The organism is Plantibacter elymi (nom. nud.) (assembly GCF_900177795.1).
GTDB lineage: Bacteria > Actinomycetota > Actinomycetes > Actinomycetales > Microbacteriaceae > Plantibacter > Plantibacter elymi.
The window spans coordinates 721,591-742,589 of sequence record NZ_FXWJ01000002.1 but is presented as its reverse complement, the minus strand read 5'-3'; the positions used below and the strand labels follow the sequence as shown (position 1 = coordinate 742,589).

Sequence of the window (20,999 nt, the reverse complement as noted above, 5' to 3'; positions counted from 1 at the left end):
CACAATGTCCCCATGGGAATGCTCATCTACGGGTCTGGCGACGAGTACGAGATCGAAGACCGCGCGCTCGCGCACCTGAAGGCCGTCATCGGGGCGAAGCTGCGCCGACAGGAGAGTTTCTTCCTCAGCTGGGCGAACGATCCCGAACACGGTTCGGGACGACGCTCGCTCTGGTTGTCCCCGAGCATCCCGCTGCAGTTCCGTTTCTTCGGGAGCCGCCCGCCGGAACTCAACCGCGCGTGGCTCGAGGTCCTCTCGGATTCATCGCACACCCCGCGAGGGCTGCAGCTCATCCCGGAGTCCGAGGTCGAGGGGCACCTCGCGGGGAACGGGGCGTCGCGCGATGCGGGCACCGAGTCCCACGACCAGGACCACGACTAGGACGGGTCGTCCGTCCCCACGAGCAGGACACGGAGCGCCGTCTCCGGTGAGCCGCGACCGTCCGGTGGGATCGTCTCGCCGTGCGTGTAGCGATCGACGACCCGCGGGTCGACGTAGCTGGACTTCGCGATCGCCGGGGTGTTGCCGAGGACCGCTGCGGCGTCGCGCATGGCCTGTGTGAGTGCCTTCGAGCGTGCCGTCTTGCTCTGCACGGGTCCGGCCTTCGCCAGGCTCTCCGCGGCCGCCACGGTGCCGTGCAGCGTCCGGAAGTCCTTCGCGGTGAACTCACCGTTCGTCTGCGCCCGGACGTAGTCGTTGATCTGGCTCGCCTGGAGGTGGCGCCACCGGTTCCCGTCCTTCCAGGCCAGGAGGCGGGCGTGCGGTCCACGGCGCTTCAAGGAGCGGATGAGTGAGGCCAGGTCGGCGTCGACGATGTCGGACTCCCAGGGCTGTCCGCTCTTCGCCGGGAACTTCAGCGCGACGGTGTCGCCGCTCACGCGAGCGTGCGCACCCTCGAGGGTCGACAGGCCGTGACTGCCGTTGGCCTCCGCATATTGCTCACCGCCGACGCGCAGGGAGCCGGTGTCGAGCATGCGGAACGCGCCGGCTGACACCCGTGCGAGCGGGTAGCCCTCGAGCCGGAGGTCCCGCGTGACCCGACCTCGCGCGGCGGGGAGTGCCTCGGCGAGGGCCAGGGCGCGGTCGAACTTGCTCCGGTCCTGACGCTCGCGCCAGGACGGGTGGTAGAGGTACTGCCGTCGCCCGGCCGCATCGATCCCGGTCGCCTGGATGTGCCCGTTCGCGTAGGGGGTGATCCAGACCTCGTTCCACGCGGGAGGGACCACCAGGCCGTCGATCCGGGCTCGGATCTCCTGATCGTCGAGGAGCGAGCCGTCCGGCAACCGGTAGCTGAAACCGCGCCCGGATCGAACCCGTCGGATGCCCTGTCCGTTCACGTCGCTGCGCCTCAGTCGTACCATCCGCCCAGCGTACGACGCGGCCGGATCCCGTTCGGCGGGCTTGCGCCGTGCCGTGCGCTCGTGTCAGCCGACGGGTGGCAACTCGGCGAGGAAGGCGTCGTGCAGGCGCCCGTTCGTCGCGAGGGAGCTCCGCGTGGAGATGGTCTCGATGCCGTCGATGTCCGTGAAGCGACCGCCGGCCTCGAGGACGATCGGCACGTGGGCGCCCAGGTCGTACTCCTGCACGCCGAATTCGGCCACGGCGTCGATCGAGCCCTCTGCGAGGAGCATATAGGGCCACATGTCACCGATGGCCCGATCGCGCCACAGGGAGCCGCACAGGGCCAGCAGCTGGGGGATCCGCCCGACCGAGGCCCACTGCGCGATGCTCTGGAAGCTGAAGGACGCGTCGGCGAGGTCGGAGACCCCCGAGACGGACAGCCGACGCGGGGTGGTCTCGCCGAACCTGACGCCCCACGCACCGTGCCCGATGGCACCCCACCAGCGGGCGTGCATGGCGGGTGCGCTCACGACGCCGACGACCGGCACGCCGTCGACGGCGAGGGAGATGAGCGTCGCCCAGTTCGAGACACCGCGGAGGAAGTTCGCCGTCCCGTCGATCGGGTCGATGATCCACTGGCGATCCGTGGGTCCCTGCGCGCCGTACTCCTCGCCGAACACGCCGTCGTCCGGGCGCTCGGTCTCGAGGATGCCGCGGATGGCGCGTTCGACGGCGAGGTCGGCATCGGTGACGTGCGAGCGGTCCGGTTTGGTGGACACTTCGAGGTCGCGAGCCTCGAAGCGGTCCATCGCGATGCGGTCGGCCGCGTCGGCGAGCCGGAGCGCGAGATCGAGGTCGGCGGGGGAGACGGTCACGGGTTCGGTCACCTCTCCAGGATAGGGTCGCGCGGGCCTGATCGAACGACGCTCGAGGGCCCGCAGACGTGCCTCCGCGACACGCCGACCGGCTCGATTTCGCACCCGGGCCAGTTGGGTGCTAGTGTCATATCTCGGTTCGGAACACTCCGAAACCACGCACCTCTAGCTCAATTGGCAGAGCAACTGACTCTTAATCAGTGGGTTCCCGGTTCAAGTCCGGGGGGGTGCACCACACCAGCAACGGCCTCGTCTTCGGACGGGGCCGTTCTGCGTTTCGGCTCGACTCGCGCGAGCCTGCGGCCCGACGAAACGCTCCAGGGACGTTTCGCGACAGCTCCCGTCCGATTCGCGTCATCGGGGCGGAGCAGGCCTCAGGCATGAGACCCTGGAAGGGTCGGCAGCATGGCGGGATCGGGTCCTGCCGTTGCCGGCGGAAGCCTTCGCGTGGTCACCCCACCGCGCGGAGCAGAGCGACGGTCGGGCATTCGTGCCCACCAGCGCCGTGACGCCTCATCGATTCGGGTTCGATGAGGCGTCATGCCCGCTCAGCGGCCTGGTACGACGAAACGGCCGCCCACCGGAGTGGACGGCCGTTCTCGATGTGCGTCGTCGGTCAGGCGACCGAGCTGCGGCGGGCCGGCATCGGGTTGACGAGACTCGCGTCGATGAACTCGGGTTCGGCCCAGACGGTGATGGGGTAGTGCTGCGGCTCGAGGAGGGTCCGCTCGACGAGCGTCGGCTCGGTGTCGTCTGCCGCCGCCTCGGACCGGTCGTCATCGGCCAGCGCCTCGGACGGGGCGGCGATCGCCTCGGTGATGGCGGCAGGTTCCTCGGCGACGGTCGGCTCGATGACCTCGACCGCTTCGACCTCGTCGGCGGCGTCGACGGCGGTTTCCTCCTGGCCGCGAGACCAGAGGCGCCATCCACGGGGCGGAGCGGTTTCGGCACGGACCGTCACCGCAGCCTGCTCGAGGTCGATGTCCGTCGCGATGTCGTGGGCGAGCTGCTGGGCGTAGACCTCGTGGAAGATCTCGTCGCCGGAGCTCGGGGTGCGGCGCGACAGCACCCAGGCGCCGTTGGCGCCGAGCTCGCTCGCCAGTCGAGCGTGGACGAGGTCGAACAGCTGCTTCTCGGTCAGCTTCGATGCGGAGACTGGTGCTGCGTGGCGTCGGCGACCGAACATGGCGGGCCCTTCATCGAAAGCGGATCATCCGTGAGGCTGGACTGCCCTCATTGTCGATCACGAGGCGCGGAACGACGCGGAGACACGCGGGCGAGCGCCCCAATTCTCGGGTTTTCCGGGCGGTCGTGGTAGCGCGGGTGGCGCGACCTCAGCGGCCGATCTCAGCCTGCTTGCTGTCGTCGAGCACCGAGCTGATCGCGAGGGCCAGCGAGATGCCCCAGCTCACCCAGAGGAGGGCGAGCTTCCAGTCCCGTGGTCCCTGTCGGGTCGCCTGGAGGGCGGAGATCCCGCCGAAGACCGTGGAGATCATGCTGCCGTTGAAGAGGAATTTGCGCATGACTTCACGCTAGCCGGTAGGGGAGGCCCCCCGCATCCGGGCTTTCCTTCGGGTTCTCGCCTGTGCTAGCGAACGCGCGCTTCGCGAAGGCCAGTGAGGCGCGCAGCTGGGTGAGGCGGAGCGCGTCGCCACCCGTCGCGGGCAGGTGCACCTCCGCGACGATGCTTCCCGACCAGTCCGCCGCGCGCAGCAGCTCGAGGACCTCGGCGACCGGCTGCTCACCGTCGCCCGGGAGGAGGTGCTCGTCGAGGAAGGCACCCCGCGGCGACGGCGCGGTCCCGTCGCACAGGTGCACGTGTCGGAGTCGGTCGCCGTAGCGGGTCGCGATCTCGAGCGAGTCCTCACCCGCGAGGGCCGCGTGGGAGAAGTCGAGCGTCAGAGCGGCGCAGGCGAGTGGGGCCGGGTCGTACCCGAAGGCGAACGGCTGCACCCGCAGCCCGCGGCTCTGGAAGCACGCCATGTTCTCGACGGCCAGCTCGAGTCCGTGCGTCTCGGTCAGCTCCGCGACGAGGTCGACGAAGGCGTTGGCATAGCGCCGCTGCCACCGGAACGGCGGGTGGACGACGACGGTCGACGCCCCGACGGCGACGGCGAGCTCAGCCGAGCGGCGGAGCTTCTCCCGATGGTCGCGGCCCCAGACGAACGCGGTCCGGGTCAGGACCGGCGCGTGGATCGAGAGGATGTCCAGCCCGGTCTCGGCGGCGAGGGCGCGGAGGGCGTCGGCGTCCTGCGTCACGCGGTCCTGGGTGACCATGACCTCGACGCCGTCGTAGCCGGCTTCGGCGGCCAACTCGAACGCGCGCCGGGTTCCCAGCGGGTAGACGCAGGACGTGCTCATGCCATGGCGGATCATCAGCGCAAGCATATGCTCGCCGTCTGAACACGCGGTTTCGCCATGCGGAACGCTGCTAGCCTGAACAGCGAACCCGAGTACCCCGGGAGGGCCATCATCACCAGATATTCCGCGCCTGACGGCGGATCAGCGTCGACCTTCGACTTCATCGTGGTATCCAACCGGCTGCCGGTCGACCGCGTCGTCGATGCAGACGGTGCCGAGAGCTGGCGGACCTCACCCGGTGGACTCGTGACCGCCCTCGAACCCGTGATGCGCGGTGCCGACGGCGCCTGGATCGGATGGGCCGGCTCGGCCGACCTCGAGATCGAGCCGTTCGACAACGACGACATGTGGATCATCCCGGTCCCACTGTCCGAGGACGAGATCGCCCGCTACTACGAGGGCTTCTCGAACGACACCATCTGGCCGCTCTACCACGACGTCATCGCTCCGCCGAGCTACCACCGCGAGTGGTGGGACTCCTACGTCGCCGTGAACCGACGGTTCGCGGAGGCGGCCGCAGCGGCCGCGTCCGACGGCGCGACGGTCTGGGTGCAGGACTACCAGCTGCAGCTCGTGCCGAAGATCCTGCGTGAGCTGCGACCCGATCTCACGATCGGCTTCTTCAACCACATCCCCTTCCCGGCCTACGGCATCTACTCGCAGCTCCCGTGGCGACGCCAGATCATCGAGGGACTGCTCGGCGCCGACGTCATCGGCTTCCAGCGCGTCGCGGACGCGGGCAACTTCTCCCGGGCGGTCCGCCGCCTGTTCGGGTACGAGACGAAGGGGGCCGCGATCCAGGTCCCGCTCGATGCGGCACTCGTGTCGGTCACGACGGACGCGGCTCCGGTCGCCTCGAAGCGCGGCGCCCCGTACCGCACGGTGATCGCCCGGCACTTCCCGATCTCGATCGACAGCAAGGGGTACCAGGCCCTCGCGCAGCGCCCCGAGATCATCGCCCGTGCCAAGCAGATCCGCGAGGAGCTCGGCAACCCGGAGACGATCATGCTCGGCGTCGACCGCCTCGACTACACCAAGGGCATCGGGCACCGACTCAAGGCCTTCGGCGAACTCCTCGCACAGGGCAAGCTCGCGGTCGAGGACGTCACCCTCGTCCAGGTCGCCAGCCCCAGCCGCGAACGCGTCGAGACGTACCGTCAGCTCCGCGACGACATCGAGCAGACGGTCGGCCGGATCAACGGCGACTTCGGCACCATCGGCCACACCGCGATCCAGTACCTGCACCACGGGTACCCCCGCGAGGAGATGGCTGCCCTCTACCTCGCTGCCGACGTCATGCTCGTCACGGCCCTGCGCGACGGCATGAACCTCGTCGCGAAGGAGTACGTCGCCGCTCGCTACGACAACGACGGCGTCCTCGTGCTGAGCGAGTTCGCCGGCGCGTCCGACGAGCTGAAGCAGGCACTCAAGATCAACCCGCACGACATCGAGGGGATGAAGTCGGCGATCCTCCAGGCCGTGCACATGACGAAGGCCGAGCGTGGTCGGCGCATGCGGGCGCTGCGCAAGCGCGTCATGGAGTACGACGTCGCGCGGTGGTCGGCGTCCTTCCTCGACGAGTTGCAGCGTGTGCGCGACCAGTCACCGACCATCGAGCAGGGGAGCACCACCCAGTCATGAGCACCACCGACGAGCCCACCGACACCCTCGGGGGGCTTCCCCTCGGACTGCGTGCGGAACTCCGCCGCCTGGCCGACGTCCCGAAGCTCCTGGTGGCCCTGGACTTCGACGGCACGCTGGCACCCGAGGTCGACGACCCGGACCAGGCGCGCGCGCTGCCCGCGGCTCGCAAGGCCGTGTTGGCGCTGATGGACCTGCCAGGGACGCGCGTCGCACTCGTGTCCGGGCGCGCGATCGACAGTCTCGTGGCGGTGGCCGAGCTGCCCGACCACGCCCTGTTCGCCGGCTCGCACGGCGTCGAAATCCGTCTCGACAACCCCGACGACGCCCTCGCCCTCGACGACGAGGAACGCGAACAGCGGGAGACCCTCCAACGGATCCTCCAGGACGTCGCGGAGGGTTACGATAATGTCTGGATCGAGCGGAAGCCGGCAGGGTTCGCCCTGCACACGAGGCTCGCCAGTGAAGAAGACTCCAGGATCGCCCACCTCGAAGCACTCGCCCACACCAAGGACGAGTTCGGCGCCCTGACGGTTCGAGAGGGCAAGAACGTCCTCGAGTTCTCGCTCAGGAGCGCGACCAAGGGCGAAGCCGTCGAACACCTCCGGCGGTACACCAAAGCAGATGCCGTGTTCTACGCGGGCGACGACGTCACGGACGAGGACGCGTTCGGAGCACTCGGCCCCGGCGACCTCGGGGTGAAGAGCGGCACCGGCGTGACCGCCGCCGACTTCAGGGTCGAAGGACCCTCCGAGATCGCGCGCGTCCTCGGCATGCTCGCGGAATATCGAAGCAACAAGGAAGCCGTAGACTCTTAAAATGCCAGAGATCGACATCAAACCACGCAGTCGTGCCGTCACCGACGGGATCGAGGCGACCACTTCGCGCGGCATGCTCCGCGCCGTCGGCATGGGCGACGAGGACTGGGACAAGCCCCAGATCGGCATCGCGAGCTCGTGGAACGAGATCACGCCCTGCAACCTCTCGCTCGACCGCCTCGCGCAGGGGGCCAAGGAGGGCGTGCACTCGGGTGGGGGATACCCGCTGCAGTTCGGCACCATCTCCGTCTCCGACGGCATCTCCATGGGCCACGAGGGCATGCACTTCTCGCTCGTCTCGCGCGAGGTCATCGCCGACAGCGTCGAGACCGTGGTCATGGCCGAGCGCCTCGACGGCACGGTCCTGCTCGCCGGCTGCGACAAGTCGCTGCCGGGCATGCTCATGGCCGCCGCGCGGCTCGACCTCTCCTCGGTCTTCCTCTACGCCGGATCGATCGCGCCGGGTTGGGTCAAGCTCTCCGACGGTACCGAGAAGGAGGTCACGATCATCGACTCCTTCGAGGCGGTCGGGGCCTGCAAGGCCGGCAACATGAGCGAAGAGGACCTGAAGCGCATCGAGTGCGCCATCGCCCCGGGCGAGGGTGCCTGCGGCGGGATGTACACGGCCAACACGATGGCGTCGGTCGCCGAGGCGCTCGGCATGAGCCTCCCGGGTTCGGCATCGCCGCCCTCGGCCGACCGCCGTCGCGACTACTTCGCGCACCGCTCGGGCGAAGCCGTGGTCAACATGCTCCGACTCGGTATCACCGCTCGCGACATCCTGACGAAGGAGGCGTTCGAGAACGCCATCGCCGTCGCGATGGCATTCGGCGGATCGACGAACGTGGTCCTGCACCTGCTCGCGATCGCCCGTGAGGCCGAGGTCGACCTCACGCTCGACGACTTCAACCGCATCGGCGACAAGGTGCCGCACATCGGCGACCTGAAGCCGTTCGGCCAGTACGTCATGAACGACGTCGACCGTCACGGCGGCGTCCCCGTCGTCATGAAGGCGCTGCTCGACGCCGGTCTGCTGCACGGTGACTGCCTCACGGTCACCGGCAAGACGGTCGCCGAGAACCTCGCCGACATCAACCCCGACCCGATCGACGGCACGGTCATCCGCACGCTCGACAACCCGATCCACGCGACCGGCGGCATCACGATCCTCAAGGGGTCGTTCGCGCCCGAGGGCGCCGTCGTGAAGACGGCAGGCTTCGACGCCGAGGTCTTCGAAGGACCGGCGCGGGTCTTCGAACGTGAACGCGGAGCCATGGACGCGCTCACCGAGGGCAAGATCAACAAGGGCGACGTCGTCATCATCCGCTACGAGGGCCCGAAGGGTGGGCCGGGAATGCGCGAGATGCTCGCGATCACGGCCGCCATCAAGGGCGCCGGACTCGGCAAGGATGTACTACTGTTGACGGACGGTCGATTCTCAGGCGGCACAACCGGACTGTGCATCGGCCACATAGCACCCGAAGCGGTGGACGCAGGTCCACTCGCCTTCGTGCGCGATGGTGATCTGATACGGGTCGATATCGCTGGCCGCTCGCTCGACCTACTCGTCGACGAAGCAGAGCTGGAAGCCCGCCGCGACGGCTGGGCGCCTCTTCCCCCGCGCTATACCCGTGGCGTTCTCGCAAAGTACTCTCGTCTCGTGCACTCCGCAGCGGAGGGCGCGATCACGGGATAACCGAGCATCTCGTTCGTGCATCTCATCGCTGAAGGAATCATCATGCCCACGGAATCCCAACCCGTGCCTCATCCCAGAACACCTGCGGCCCCGGCCGCACCGGAGATCCTGACGGGAGCCCAGGCGATCGTCCGATCGCTCGAGCTCCTCGGGGTCACCGACATCTTCGGTCTGCCCGGCGGCGCGATCCTGCCGACCTACGACCCGCTGATGGACTCGACGAAGCTCCGTCACATCCTGGTCCGACACGAGCAGGGCGCCGGCCACGCCGCCGAAGGATACGCGGCCGCCGGCGGCGGGATCGGCGTGTGCATCGCGACGTCCGGCCCCGGCGCGACGAACCTCGTCACCGCCATCGCCGACGCCTACATGGACTCGGTGCCGATGGTCGCGATCACCGGTCAGGTGTTCTCGACCCTCATGGGCACGGACGCGTTCCAGGAAGCGGACATCGTCGGCATCACCATGCCGATCACGAAGCACTCCTTCCTCGTCAAGACCCCGGAGGAGGTCCCGGCGGCCATCGCCGCGGCCTACGAGATCGCGGGTACCGGCCGTCCCGGACCGGTGCTGGTCGACATCACGAAGGACGCCCAGCAGGCTGAAGCGCCGTTCATCTGGCCGCCGAAGGTCGACCTGCCCGGCTACCGCCCGGTGACGAAGGCGCACGGCAAGCAGATCCAGGCCGCTGCGCAGCTGCTCGTCAACGCCAAGAAGCCGGTGCTGTACGTCGGCGGCGGCGTGATCCGCTCCAAGGCTTCCGAGGAACTGCTCGCGCTGGCCGAGGCGACCGGAGCTCCGGTCGTGACGACGCTCATGGCTCGCGGGGCGTTCCCCGACTCGCACACGCAGCACCTCGGCATGCCCGGCATGCACGGCACGGTTCCGGCGGTGCTCGCGTTGCAGGAGGCCGACCTGCTCGTGTCGCTCGGTGCCCGGTTCGACGACCGCGTGACCGGCAAGGCCTCGCTCTTCGCGCCGAACGCCAAGGTCGTCCACGTGGACGTCGACCCGGCCGAGATCTCGAAGATCCGCATCGCGGACGTCCCCATCGTGGGCGACGCGAAGGACGTCATCGTCGACCTCCAGTCGGCGTTCGAGGCAGCCGCCCGCGAGGTCACCCCCGACATCGCCGAGTGGTGGTCCTACCTCGACGGTCTCCGCGACGAGTTCCCGCTGGGCTACGCCGAGCCGACCGACGGTCTGCTCTCGCCACAGCACGTGATCTCCCGCATCGGCGAGATCACCGGTCCGGAGGGCGTCTTCGCGTCGGGCGTCGGCCAGCACCAAATGTGGGCGGCGCAGTTCATCAAGTACGAGCGTCCGAACTCCTGGCTGAACTCCGGCGGTGCCGGGACCATGGGCTACTCGGTCCCCGCGGCCATGGGCGCCAAGGTGGCCCAGCCCGATCGCCACGTGTGGGCGATCGACGGCGACGGCTGCTTCCAGATGACCAACCAGGAACTCGCGACCTGCACGATCAACAACATCCCGATCAAGGTCGCGATCATCAACAACTCCTCGCTGGGCATGGTCCGCCAGTGGCAGACGCTCTTCTACGACGGTCGCTACTCGAACACCGACCTGAACACCGGGCACGACACCATCCGGATCCCCGACTTCGTCAAGCTGGCCGAGGCCTACGGTTGCCTCGCGATCCGCGTGACGAAGGAGGAGGAGGTCGACGCCGCCATCAAGCTCGCCCTGGAGACGAACGACCGTCCGGTCGTCATCGACTTCGTCGTGAGTGCCGACGCGATGGTGTGGCCGATGGTGCCGCAGGGTGTCAGCAACAGCTACGTCCAGTACGCCAAGGACCACAGTCCGTCGTTCGATGAGGAGGCCTGAGCATGAGCAGCCACGTCCTGAGCCTCCTCGTCGAGGACAAGCCCGGTCTGCTGACCCGCGTCGCCGGGTTGTTCGCCCGCCGGGGCTTCAACATCGAGAGCCTCGCGGTCGGCCACAGCGAGATCGAGGGTCTGTCCCGGATCACGGTCGTCGTCGACGTCGAGGAACTCCCGCTCGAGCAGGTGACGAAGCAGCTGAACAAGCTCATCAACGTCATCAAGATCGTCGAGCTGGATCCGGCGCAGTCCGTCCAGCGCGAGCACCTGCTCATCAAGGTCCGCGTCGACAACTCCACCCGTTCCCAGGTGTTGGAAGCCGTCAACCTGTTCCGGGCCCGCGTCGTCGACGTGGCGACCGATGCCCTCGTGATCGAGGTCACGGGCGACTCCGGAAAGACGACCGCGCTCCTCAAGGTGCTCGAGCCCTACGGCATCAAGGAGATCGCCCAATCGGGTCTCCTCGCCATCGGGCGCGGCTCGAAGTCCATCACCGAACGCGTCTTCAAGAACTAGTCGCATCTGCGACATATTGCGAAACCACAACCAAGGAGAGAACCACCAGTGACTGAGATTTTCTACGACCAGGACGCAGACCTGTCGCTCATCCAGGGCAAGAAGGTTGCCGTTATCGGCTACGGCTCGCAGGGCCACGCACACGCGCTCAACCTCCGCGACTCCGGTGTCGAGGTCGTCGTCGGCCTGAAGGACGGCTCGAAGTCGATCGCGAAGGCCGAGGAGCAGGGCTTCACCGTCAAGAACGTCGCCGACGCCTCCGCATGGGCCGACGTCATCGTCATCCTCGCTCCGGACCAGCACCAGCGCACGATCTTCGCCGAGTCCATCAAGGACCAGCTCGCTCCGGGCAAGGCGCTCGTCTTCGGCCACGGCTTCAACATCCGCTTCGGCTACATCGAGGCTCCTGAGGGCGTCGACATCTTCATGGTCGCCCCGAAGGGCCCGGGCCACACCGTCCGTCGCGAGTACGAGGCCGGCCGCGGCGTCCCCGTCATCGTCGCCGTCGAGAAGGACGAGACCGGTGGCGCTTGGGCGCTCGCCTGGTCCTACGCCAAGGCGATCGGTGGCCTCCGTGCCGGTGGCATCAAGACCACCTTCACCGAGGAGACCGAGACCGACCTCTTCGGCGAGCAGGCCGTCCTGTGCGGTGGCGTCTCGCAGCTGATCCAGTACGGCTTCGAGACCCTCACCGAGGCCGGGTACCAGCCGCAGATCGCCTACTTCGAGGTGCTCCACGAGCTGAAGCTCATCGTCGACCTCATCTGGGAGGGTGGCATCGCCAAGCAGCGTTGGAGCGTCTCCGACACGGCTGAGTACGGCGACTACGTCTCCGGCCCGCGCGTCATCGACCCGAGCGTCAAGACCAACATGCAGGCGGTCCTCAAGGACATCCAGGACGGCACCTTCGCCAAGCGCTTCATCGACGACCAGGACGCCGGCGCGCCCGAGTTCCTCGAGCTGCGCAAGAAGGGCGAGGACCACCCGATCGAGGCCACCGGTCGCGAGCTGCGCAAGCTCTTCGCGTGGAACGCTTCGAACGACGACGACTACGTCGACGGCAGCGTCGCCCGCTAGTCTCCGCTCGTCCAGCCGCTCAGCGGCACCGAGCCGGAACGCCCGCCCCGATCCGTCGGGGCGGGCGTTCCGCCGTCTGCGGGAGCCTCAGGCCGTCGCTGCTCCGGTCGTGCCCGGCTCGAGGAAGATCTCGATGACCGGGATCGGGGTGCCGGGCTCACCGATCGGCAGATGCAGGGTCACCGTGTCGGGACCGAGTCCCTTCGGCTGGGTGTGCTGGTTCGGGAGATCGTGCTCCGGGCGATGCACCTGGAACGGCACCTCGGAGCCGTCCGACAACAGCTGCGCGTAGCGCACCCGGCCGCCGAGACCGGGCAGGTGCAGGTGCACGAACGGCCAGGCGAAGACGTGCACGTAGAGGCGGTCGCCCCGTTGCGTGTACCGGACGTCGCTCGGACTGCTGAACTCCGACGGGCCGCACCCTCGGATCGCCCGCTCGTGGAGCGCGAACCAGTCGGCGAGGACCTCGAGTCGTTCGATCGCCCGCGGATCGATCGTCCCGCGCGCGGTGGGCCCGATGTTCAGCAGCATGTTGCCGTTCTTCGAGACCGAATCGATGAGCATCCGCAGGAGCAGCTCCGGCGACTTGTAGTCGAGGTTGTCGCGGTCGTACCCCCAGCTGCCGTTCAGGGTCTGGCAGGCCTCCCACCGGAGGGGTTCGCCGTCGGTACCGACCGGCGTCACCACGGGCTGGTACTGCTCCGGGGTGGTGACGTCGCCCGGGAGTTCGAGGCGGTCGTTGATGAGGATCTCCGGCTGCAACCCGCGGATCATCTCGACGAGTTCCTCCGAGCCCCAGTCGGCGGCGCCCTTGCCCGGCAGACCTTCGACGCCCTGCGAATAGCTGAAGTCGAAGAAGAGGTAGTCGATCGGCCCGTAACCGGTGAGCAGCTCGCGCACCTGGCCGTGCAGGTAGCCCCGGTAGCGGGACGAGTCCCGGTCGGCGTTCGCTGCGAGCGCCTCGGGGTCGTCGCGTCGCGGGTGGATGCCGTCGACCGTGAAGTCGGGGTGATGCCAGTCGATGAGCGAGTGGTAGAAGCCGATCCGGAGCCCCTCGGCGCGGAACGCCTCCACGAACTCCGCCACGAGGTCACGGCCGGCGGGCGTGTGCATGGACGTGAAGTCGGTGAGTGCCGAGTCCCACAGGCAGAATCCGTCGTGGTGCTTCGTCGTGAGGACCGCGTACCGGAAGCCGGCCGCCTTGGCCTGCTTGGCCCAGGCGCGGGGGTCGAACCGGTCGGGGTCGAAGTGCTCGCGGTAGCGCTCGTAATGTTCGGCCGAGAGGTGTTCCCGCGTCTGCACCCACTCATGGCGTGCGGGGAGGGCGTAGAGGCCCCAGTGCAGGAACAATCCGAATCTCGCCTCGTCGAACCAGGCGGTGTCGGGTCGGGGGATGGTGGTCTCGGTCACGGCGGCCCTTCGATCGTCGAGTGGGTTCACGGCGGTGCGGGGGCAGGCTAACACGAAAGGTCAGATGTCTGCTGTCCGGTGGTCCGGCGTGGTCAGGACGTCGGACCTGCTGCGCGTCGACGGATCAGGCGTCGTGGGGTTCGAAGACCTGCACGGGCACGCCGGTGTCCAGTGACACCTTCGCCGCCAACGCGACCGTCAGGGCGGCGATGGCACTCCGGCCGGTCACTCGGAACGGTTGGACGTCTCGCTCCGCGCAGTCGAGGAAGGAGGCCATCTGTCGTCGGTAGGGATCGGTCTCGTCGAGATCGTAGGGGCCGTGCGCGGCGGCCGATCCCAGCGCGTCGACCGCGAGCGGCGGTGCGTGGGTCGGGGACGCGCCGACGAATCGGTGGGCGATGAGCCCGGTGCTGCCGAGCACCTCGATGGCCGAGCTGAATCCGAAGTCCGGCGGGAGCTCCATGGAGGTGAGGACGCGCCCGATGCCGCCGTCGGCGTAGTCGACCGTGGTCTCGATCGGGCGACCGGTGCCGGTGCGTCGCGCTGACACGGATCGCGGCTGACCGAGGAGCTGGTTCAGCTGGTCGAAGTCGTGGATCGCGAAGTCGACGAGGGGGCCGCCGGATCGTCGCTCGTCCTGCCACCACGGTGACGGGGCGGCGGGGGAGCTCAGCCGTTCGGCCGTGACGGCGAGGGGTATGCCGACAGCCCCGGCCCGCACCGCGTCGTCGATCGCTTCGTACCCGCCGAAGAACCTGACGACGTGCGCGACCATGAACGTCCGGCCGGACCCGTCGGCGGCCCGCAGGATCGCGTGGGCGTCGGCGAGCGTCAGGGCGATCGGTTTCTCCAGTAGGACGTGTTTGCCGGCACGGAGCGCCCTGACGGCGAGATCCCGATGGGTGTCGGTCGGCGAGCAGATGACGACGATCCCCACGGAGGCATCCAGGAGCACCTCGTCGACCGAGGTGGTGAGTCGTGCGGCCGGCGCCTCCGCCATGGCTCTCGGCGACCGGGCCGAGCACAGGTAGGCGATCCGGTCCGCCGCACCGAGTCCGGCGAGCGCGCGGACGTGCGCCAGCCCCATGGCACCGGTGCCGATGACGGCGATCCGGTCCGCCGTCACCGCGTCGCCCTAGCAGCGAGGTCCACGCGCAGGCGGCTGAGGGTCGCGTCGTCGACGTCCCCGCCCAGCATCCTGATGCCCAGGGCGGCGGCTCCGACGAGGCCGTCGGCGACCGGGACGAGCCGGGCCCCGGCGGCAGCCGATGACAGGCGCTCCGCGGCCGAGGGGACGGAGGGGAGGAGTCCGTCGACGAGCACGCTGCCGCCGACGACGAGCGTGCTCTCTCGGTGATCCGAATCCGGAGCCAGCACCCGTTCCACGAGGACCGCCAAGCGGTCGACGGCAGCGTCGAGGATGGACCGCGCGACCTCGTCGTCCGCGGCTTGGAAGGCGAGCGGCGCCAGTCGGGCGATGGCGATGGGAGGACCGTCGTTCACCGACCGGATGAGTGTGTCGAGCGCCGGGGACCGGCGGTGGTCCGCGTCACCGGATGAGGACGGGTCCGGAGTGAACCCGACCGCCTGGGAGAGCAGCGGGGTGAGCCCCGTGCGGGGTCCGATGCCGTCGAGGTCGGCGGCGACCGCGCGGATCACGCGTCGGGCGATCCAGAACCCGGAGCCGCCATCGCCGAGGAGCCAGCCGGCACCGCCGACCTCCCGGACGACGAGACGGTCCCTGATCCGTCCCGCGACGCTCCCCGTCCCCGCGACGAGCACGACGCCGTCCGGCGACGCCGAGCCGGAGCCGTACATGCCGAGCAGATCCGGCTCGATCACGACCGGTCCGAGTCCGAGCGGTACGAGGTGCGCATCCAGGGCGCGTCGGTAGGCGTCGGAGACCTGCCCCGCCTGCGTGATCACCACGGGCGACCCGGACGGGAGGGGCGGTGTGGACGACGTCGTCTTGGCCTGGTCGAGTGCGGCACGAGCCGCGAGCGCGATCTGCGTGGCAGCGCTGTCCACGCCGGACGAGGTCGGATTCCCGCCGCCCGCGCGCCCGGAACCGAGGCGACGTCCGGAGGCGTCGACGAGCACCGCGCGGGACGAGGTGCCGCCGGCGTCGACCGCCAGAGTTGTTTTCATCATCGTCATCATCTCGAAACATGTTGCCGTGGGCCACAACGTACTGTAAGAATCAGTTTCGCGTCACTCCAACGAAGGAGAAAAGGAATTTCCATGACTGTTTCCATCCGCACCGACCCACCGGTCGAGCACGCCACCGGCGTGACCAACCGGATTCGGTCGCGGATGCCGGAGATGTCCGGAGTCATGCTGCGTATCGCGGACTACCTGTTGGAGAACCCCGACGCGCCCCTCACCCTCACGATCGGTGAGCTCGCGGCCGATTCGGGCGTCTCGGCGGCGACCATCACCCGCTTCTGCCGGATCATCGGATACACCGGCTACGCACCGTTCCGGGTCGACCTCGCCAAGGACTTCGGTCGCAGCACCGCTCGCGACTCCTGGCAGACCGACATCGGCCGGGCGTTCGGCCCCGACGACTCGGCTCCGGACGTCCTGAGCACGCTGCTCAACGCCCACACGCGGACGCTGCGCGAGACCGCCGACGTGATCGACCTCGAGGTCATGCTCGAGATCGCCGCCGCCATCGCGCGCAGCCGGAACGTCGACATCTACGGTGTCGGCGGCAGCGCGATGCTCGCCGACGAGATGCAGGCCAGGCTGTACCGGATCGGCATCAGCACGCACGCCTGGTCGGAGGTCCACGCGGGCCTCACGAGCGCGGCGATCCAGGGCCCCGACTCGGTCGCCCTGGGGATCAGCAACACCGGGCGCACCGAGGAGACCATCCAGATGCTCCGCCAGGCGGGTCGCGCGGGCGCGCTCACCGTGGCGATCAGCAACAACCCGGACTCCCCGCTCGTCGCCGCATCGACGCTGGCCATCATCACCTCGGCCCATGAGCGGTTCCTGCAGCCCGACGACCTCTCCGCCAAGCACGGTCAGCTGTTCGTCCTGGATCTGTTGTACCTGTTCGTCGCGCAGCAGAACTTCGAGCGCACGACCAAGCGCCTCGCGGCCTCCGCCCTCGCGGTCGCCCCGCACCGCCGGCCCACCAAGGCCGGAGCCCTGTCCGAGACCGCCTCGCCCGTGGGCGTCTGAGAGGAACCGAATGAGCACCACATCCACCACCACCTGGACCGATCACGTCGATCGGTACACCGATGAGGTCACCTCGCGCCTCGCGGACATCACCCAGGCGGCACGGGCCGGCGAACTCGACCCCGCGATCGACCTGCTGGTCGCGGCCCTCGAACGCGGTGCGGTCATCCAGGCCTTCGGCACCGGCCACTCGGAGGCGTTCGCGATGGAGATCGCAGGCCGCGCAGGCGGGCTGATCCCGACGAACAAGATCGCCCTTCGGGACGTCGTCCTCCGCGGCGGACGGTCCGTCGACGACCTCGGCGGTGCCGCGCTGGAGCGCAGTGGCGACGTCGCGGCGGAACTCTTCGCGATCTCACCGGTGGGGGAGGACGACGTGTTCATCATCGCGTCGAACTCCGGCGTCAACGGGTCGATCGTGGGACTCGCCCTGATCGCCAAGGAGCACGGCCACCCCGTCATCGCCGTGACCTCGCTCGAGCACACCTCGCGCGTCGAGCCGAAGCACCCGAGCGGGCTGCGGCTCTCCGAGGTGGCCGACGTGGTGCTCGACAACCGTGCTCCGTTCGGCGACGCGACCATCGAGGTCCAGGACGGCGTCCCGGTCGGCGCGGTGTCCTCGATCACAGCGGCCTACCTCGCGCAGCTCCTCACCATCGGCGTCGCGGCAAGGATCGCGGCGACCGGCGAGACCCCACCGCTCTACATCTCGGCCAACATCCCGGGCGGCGACGAGCACAACAGTGTGCTCGAGGACCGCTACCGAGGCCGGATCAGACGTGACGCCTGAACCCGAGGCGTCGCACCACCCGCACCACATACCCGACACCACCACCCCGACAGCACCACACCCGGGCAACACTCGAATCACTGGAAGGTAGACCGATGGACAAGCAGCCAGCAACGCTCCAACGCCGCGATTTCCTGCGAGGAGCACTCGCGACCGCGATCCTCCTCCCGCTGGGCGGGACGCTCGCGTCCTGTGTCGGCGGCGGAGGCGGGGCCACCACCACCGGCGGGCCGGTCTCGGCCGACAACCCGTTCGGCATGGCCGCCAACTCGACGGTCGACGCCGTCATCTTCAAGGGCGGGTACGGCATCGAGTACACCGAGTTCGCCGGGAAGCTCGTCGAGAAGCAGCAGGCGGGCTCGACCGTCAAGGTCACGGCCGCGACGAACATCGCGCAGACCCTCCAGCCGCGGTTCGTCGCCGGCAACCCGCCGGACGTCATCGACAACAGCGGCGCCGGCCTCATCGGCATCAACACCATCCGCGAGCAGCTCGCCGACCTGACGGACGTCATCGAGGCGAAGAACTACGAGGGCAAGGTCATCAAGGACACCCTCTACCCGGGTGTCGTCGAGCCGGGCACCTTCGACGGCAAGTTCGTGCAGCTGAACTACGTGCTGACGGTCTACGCGGTCTGGTACTCGGCTGCGCTCTTCGAGGCGAACGGCTGGACGCCCCCGAAGACCTGGGCCGAGGCGCTCGATCTCGGTGCGAAGGCCAAGGCGCAGGGCAAGTACCTGTTCGGCTGGGGCACCGAGGCGGCCACCTACTACCTGACGATGGCGATCGCGTCCGCGATCAAGGAGGGTGGCGACGAGGTCCGTCTGGCGCTCGAGAACCTCGAGGCGGACTGCTGGTCGAAGCCGGCCGTCCAGGACGTGCTCAAGGGTCTCAAGGCGATCATCGACGCCGGGTACGTCAAGCCCGGTGGCGCCGGAACGCAGTTCACCGCTGCGCAGGCGCAGTGGAGCAACTCGGAGGACTTCATCCTCTACCCCTCGGGCGGCTGGATCGAGAACGAGATGAAGACCCAGACGAAGGACGGCTTCAAGATGACCGGCGCGCCCGAGCCGACGGTCTCCGCCGACTCCGCCCTGCCGTACTCGGCGCTCCACAGCACCGCGGGTGAAGGCTTCATCGTCCCGTCGCAGGGCAAGAACGTCGGCGGTGGCAAGGAGTTCCTGCGGGCCATGCTGTCGAACGACGCCGCGGTGAACTTCGCCAAGACGACCTTCTCGTCGACGATCGTCAAGGACACGATCCCCGAGGACGGCTTCGGCTCGACGGCGCTCGTGTCCCAGGTGAAGATGTTGAACGACGCGGGCACCGATGTGTTCTCGTGGAGCTTCATCGACCTGTACGGGCTCAACACGGACCTCCTCGTCCTCTGGAACACGTTCCTGCAGGGTGGTTCCGACGTCGCCACGCTCACCAAGGGCATGCAGGACATCTCCGACAAGGTCCGTAACGACGACTCCGTGGACAAGGTCACCGTCAAATGACGGCGGTCGGCACGCCGATCGGGAAGGTGGGAGGGGCTACCCCTCCCGCCGCCCGGCGGTTGCGCCGCCGGGACTTCACGTTCGACCGGGTCTCGTTCTTCCTGGTCTTCCTGATCGTGCCGGTGGTGGGGTACGTCGTCTTCGTTGTCTCGCCGTTCGCGCAAGCGGCGTACTACTCGTTGACGAACTGGTCCGGGTTCTCCCCGGGCATGGACTTCGTCGGGTTCTCGAACTACACGAAGCTCTTCCAGGACCAGACCTTCCTCCAGTCCATGGGCAACAGCGTCGCGCTCGCGATCGTCCTGCCGCTCGTGACCCTCGGGATCGCGTTCCTCTTCGCCTCCCTCATCACGATCGGCGGGCCGAGCAACGGTCCGATCCGTGGCCTCCGCAACTCAAGCGTGTACCGCGTGATCACCTTCTTCCCGTATGTCGTGCCGGCCATCGTCATCGGCCTCATCTGGAAGCAGATCTACGACCCGTCGTCCGGGCTGCTGAACGGCTTCCTGACCGGCATCGGGCTCGACCAGTTCGCCTCCTTCGCCTGGCTCGGTTCACCGGACACGGCGATGATCGCGACCATGTTCGTCATCGTCTGGGGGCTCATCGGGTTCTACACGGTGCTCTTCATCGCGGCGATCAAGGGCGTGCCGGCCGAGGTGTACGAGGCGGCACGGATCGACGGTGCGGGTCGCCTGCGGACCGCGCTCACGATCACGATCCCGCTGATCCGGGACAACATCCAGACGGCGTACATCTACATGGGCATCCTCGCCCTCGACGCGTTCGTGTACATGGCCGCGTTGAATCCCGGCGGCGGCCCGTCCAACACGACGCTCGTGATGTCGCAGCAACTGTTCACGACGGCGTTCACCAAGGGCCAGTTCGGCTACGCCTGCGCGATGGGGGTCGTGCTCGCGCTCGTCACCCTGATGTTCGCGGGCGTCGTCTTCCTGGTCAGCCGACTCACCGGCGGCAACGATGAAGGGGTGGCGGAATGACCGTCCAGACCACGGCGACGACCGCGAACCCGGCGGTCGTCGGAACCGGCACGCGCACACCGGCCAGTCGCAAGCCGACCACGGGCGACCGCGTCGTCGGGACGGCATCGCACACGGTGCTCATCATCTGGTCGATCGTGGTCGTCGTCCCGCTGCTCTGGACGGTCATGTCGTCGTTCAAGACGAGCTCCGAGATCTTCGCCTCGCCGTTCTCGCTGCCGTCGAAGTGGAGCTTCGACAACTACGTGAACGCGTGGACGACCGCCGGTATCGGGAGCTTCTTCCTGAACTCGATCGTGGTGGTGTTCGGCGCCCTCATCGTGACCATGCTGTTCGGCTCGATGTGTGCGTACGTGCTGGCGCGGTTCCGCTTCTTCGGGAGCCGGGCCATCTACTACCTGATGCTCGCCGGCCTCACGTTCCCCGTGTTCCTCGCGATCGTGCCGTTGTTCTTCGTGCTGCAGAGCCTCGGGTTGCTCAACTCGCTCCCGGGACTCATCCTCACGTACGCGGCGTTCGCCTTCCCGTTCACGGTGTTCTTCCTGTTCTCGTTCTTCAAGTCGCTGCCGGTCTCCATCGCGGAGGCGGCCGCGATCGACGGAGCAGGGGAGTGGCGGACCTTCTTCCAGGTGATGCTGCCCATGGCGAGGCCGGGGCTCGCGACCGTCGCGATCCTCAACTTCGTGGGGCTGTGGAACCAGTTCCTGCTGCCGGTGGCACTCAACTCGAACCCGCAGAACTACGTCCTGACGCAGGGGATGGCGTCGTTCGCCGCCCAGGCCGGGTACTCGGTGGACTTCGGTGCGCTCTTCGCGGCGTCCGTGATCACCGTGGTCCCCGTGCTCATCGTGTACCTGATCTTCCAGCGCCAGCTGCAGGGTTCGGTGTCGCAGGGCACGGACAAGTAGCGCAGCGGCGTGCGCGTCCTCGGCCCGAGC

At 68.3% G+C, this 20,999-nt stretch carries 20 protein-coding genes and 1 tRNA gene; 13 read left to right on the top strand and 8 right to left on the bottom strand.

The genetic code is table 11. The annotated features are described in order from the left end of the window. Window positions 1-12 precede the first annotated feature (12 nt). Window positions 13-381, top strand: a complete 369-nt coding sequence (locus tag CCK91_RS08370) for a DUF7882 family protein (protein WP_086473609.1) — start codon at window positions 13-15, stop codon at window positions 379-381. Here CCK91_RS08370 and CCK91_RS08365 read toward each other — a convergent pair. Together CCK91_RS08365 and CCK91_RS08360 are read right to left on the bottom strand one after the other, a co-directional pair. After that, window positions 378-1,361 (bottom strand): DNA topoisomerase IB, encoded by a 984-nt coding sequence (locus tag CCK91_RS08365; RefSeq protein ID WP_086473608.1) that lies wholly within the window; start codon window positions 1,359-1,361, stop codon window positions 378-380. The two genes, CCK91_RS08370 and CCK91_RS08365, sit on opposite strands and share 4 nt — an antisense overlap. A gap of 63 nt (window positions 1,362-1,424) precedes the next feature. Then, entirely contained in the window at window positions 1,425-2,228 is an 804-nt protein-coding gene (locus CCK91_RS08360; RefSeq protein ID WP_085510578.1) for an inositol monophosphatase family protein, read from the bottom strand. A gap of 147 nt (window positions 2,229-2,375) precedes the next feature. Between CCK91_RS08360 and CCK91_RS08355 the strand changes: the two genes are divergently transcribed. Next, window positions 2,376-2,451 (top strand) — tRNA-Lys (locus CCK91_RS08355). Window positions 2,452-2,832: 381 nt separating this feature from the next. Here CCK91_RS08355 and CCK91_RS08350 read toward each other — a convergent pair. The 3 genes from CCK91_RS08350 to CCK91_RS08340 all read right to left on the bottom strand — a co-directional run bounded on the left by CCK91_RS08350 (window position 2,833) and on the right by CCK91_RS08340 (window position 4,577). Beyond that, on the bottom strand, window positions 2,833-3,402 hold the full coding sequence (locus CCK91_RS08350) for a hypothetical protein (RefSeq protein WP_086473607.1): 570 nt from the start codon (window positions 3,400-3,402) through the stop codon (window positions 2,833-2,835). Window positions 3,403-3,550: 148 nt separating this feature from the next. After that, window positions 3,551-3,739, bottom strand: coding sequence for a hypothetical protein (locus tag CCK91_RS08345; RefSeq protein WP_079705603.1), 189 nt, complete (start codon window positions 3,737-3,739; stop codon window positions 3,551-3,553). Window positions 3,740-3,743: 4 nt separating this feature from the next. Continuing rightward, window positions 3,744-4,577, bottom strand: a complete 834-nt coding sequence (locus CCK91_RS08340; protein WP_242664463.1) for a sugar phosphate isomerase/epimerase family protein — start codon at window positions 4,575-4,577, stop codon at window positions 3,744-3,746. 57 nt (window positions 4,578-4,634) lie between these two features. On the opposite strand from CCK91_RS08340, the gene otsA reads away from it, so the two are divergent. Genes otsA through ilvC form a run of 6 tightly spaced genes read left to right on the top strand, consistent with a single transcriptional unit; the run spans window position 4,635 to window position 12,169 of the window. Continuing rightward, window positions 4,635-6,218, top strand: coding sequence for an alpha,alpha-trehalose-phosphate synthase (UDP-forming) (gene otsA / locus CCK91_RS08335; protein WP_085510580.1), 1,584 nt, complete (start codon window positions 4,635-4,637; stop codon window positions 6,216-6,218). After that, a complete protein-coding gene (otsB, locus tag CCK91_RS08330) occupies window positions 6,215-7,036 on the top strand; it encodes a trehalose-phosphatase (protein ID WP_079705605.1) in 822 nt (273 codons plus the stop codon). The genes otsA and otsB overlap by 4 nt, the downstream gene beginning before the upstream one ends. A 1-nt stretch (window position 7,037) precedes the next feature. Next, entirely contained in the window at window positions 7,038-8,732 is a 1,695-nt protein-coding gene (gene ilvD / locus CCK91_RS08325; protein WP_086473606.1) for a dihydroxy-acid dehydratase, read from the top strand. Window positions 8,733-8,774: 42 nt separating this feature from the next. Beyond that, entirely contained in the window at window positions 8,775-10,580 is a 1,806-nt protein-coding gene (locus CCK91_RS08320) for an acetolactate synthase large subunit (protein ID WP_086473605.1), read from the top strand. Between the two features lie 2 nt (window positions 10,581-10,582). Then, a complete protein-coding gene (gene ilvN, locus CCK91_RS08315; protein ID WP_064296248.1) occupies window positions 10,583-11,092 on the top strand; it encodes an acetolactate synthase small subunit in 510 nt (169 codons plus the stop codon). 48 nt (window positions 11,093-11,140) lie between these two features. Next, window positions 11,141-12,169 carry a ketol-acid reductoisomerase gene (ilvC, locus tag CCK91_RS08310; RefSeq protein WP_064296249.1) on the top strand — a complete coding sequence of 343 codons (1,029 nt, stop codon included), beginning with the start codon at window positions 11,141-11,143 and terminating at the stop codon, window positions 12,167-12,169. 87 nt (window positions 12,170-12,256) lie between these two features. On the opposite strand, the gene CCK91_RS08305 is transcribed toward ilvC, so the two are convergent. From CCK91_RS08305 to CCK91_RS08295, 3 genes are all read right to left on the bottom strand, one after another. Beyond that, window positions 12,257-13,579, bottom strand: a complete 1,323-nt coding sequence (locus CCK91_RS08305) for an alpha-L-fucosidase (RefSeq protein ID WP_242664461.1) — start codon at window positions 13,577-13,579, stop codon at window positions 12,257-12,259. 124 nt (window positions 13,580-13,703) lie between these two features. Then, on the bottom strand, window positions 13,704-14,705 hold the full coding sequence (locus CCK91_RS08300) for a Gfo/Idh/MocA family protein (protein ID WP_086473604.1): 1,002 nt from the start codon (window positions 14,703-14,705) through the stop codon (window positions 13,704-13,706). Further along, window positions 14,702-15,730 (bottom strand): N-acetylglucosamine kinase, encoded by a 1,029-nt coding sequence (locus CCK91_RS08295; RefSeq protein WP_207568201.1) that lies wholly within the window; start codon window positions 15,728-15,730, stop codon window positions 14,702-14,704. Before CCK91_RS08295 ends, CCK91_RS08300 begins: the two co-directional genes overlap by 4 nt. Before the next feature lie 90 nt (window positions 15,731-15,820). On the opposite strand from CCK91_RS08295, the gene CCK91_RS08290 reads away from it, so the two are divergent. The 5 genes from CCK91_RS08290 (at window position 15,821) to CCK91_RS08270 (ending at window position 20,969) form a co-directional block, all read left to right on the top strand. Further along, the gene (locus CCK91_RS08290) at window positions 15,821-16,768 is read left to right on the top strand and encodes a MurR/RpiR family transcriptional regulator (protein WP_079002196.1); all 948 of its coding nucleotides are present in this window, start codon (window positions 15,821-15,823) and stop codon (window positions 16,766-16,768) included. Window positions 16,769-16,778: 10 nt separating this feature from the next. Continuing rightward, window positions 16,779-17,558, top strand: coding sequence for a sugar isomerase domain-containing protein (locus CCK91_RS08285; RefSeq protein WP_086473602.1), 780 nt, complete (start codon window positions 16,779-16,781; stop codon window positions 17,556-17,558). 95 nt (window positions 17,559-17,653) lie between these two features. Continuing rightward, the gene (gene ngcE, locus CCK91_RS08280; RefSeq protein WP_079705609.1) at window positions 17,654-19,060 is read left to right on the top strand and encodes an N-acetylglucosamine/diacetylchitobiose ABC transporter substrate-binding protein; all 1,407 of its coding nucleotides are present in this window, start codon (window positions 17,654-17,656) and stop codon (window positions 19,058-19,060) included. Further along, complete coding sequence (locus CCK91_RS08275) at window positions 19,057-20,061, top strand: carbohydrate ABC transporter permease (RefSeq protein WP_056007053.1); 1,005 nt, start codon at window positions 19,057-19,059, stop codon at window positions 20,059-20,061. Before ngcE ends, CCK91_RS08275 begins: the two co-directional genes overlap by 4 nt. After that, window positions 20,058-20,969: a carbohydrate ABC transporter permease gene (locus CCK91_RS08270; RefSeq protein WP_085510586.1), complete on the top strand. Its 912-nt coding sequence runs from the start codon at window positions 20,058-20,060 to the stop codon at window positions 20,967-20,969. The genes CCK91_RS08275 and CCK91_RS08270 overlap by 4 nt, the downstream gene beginning before the upstream one ends. The last annotated feature ends 30 nt before the right edge of the window (window positions 20,970-20,999 follow it).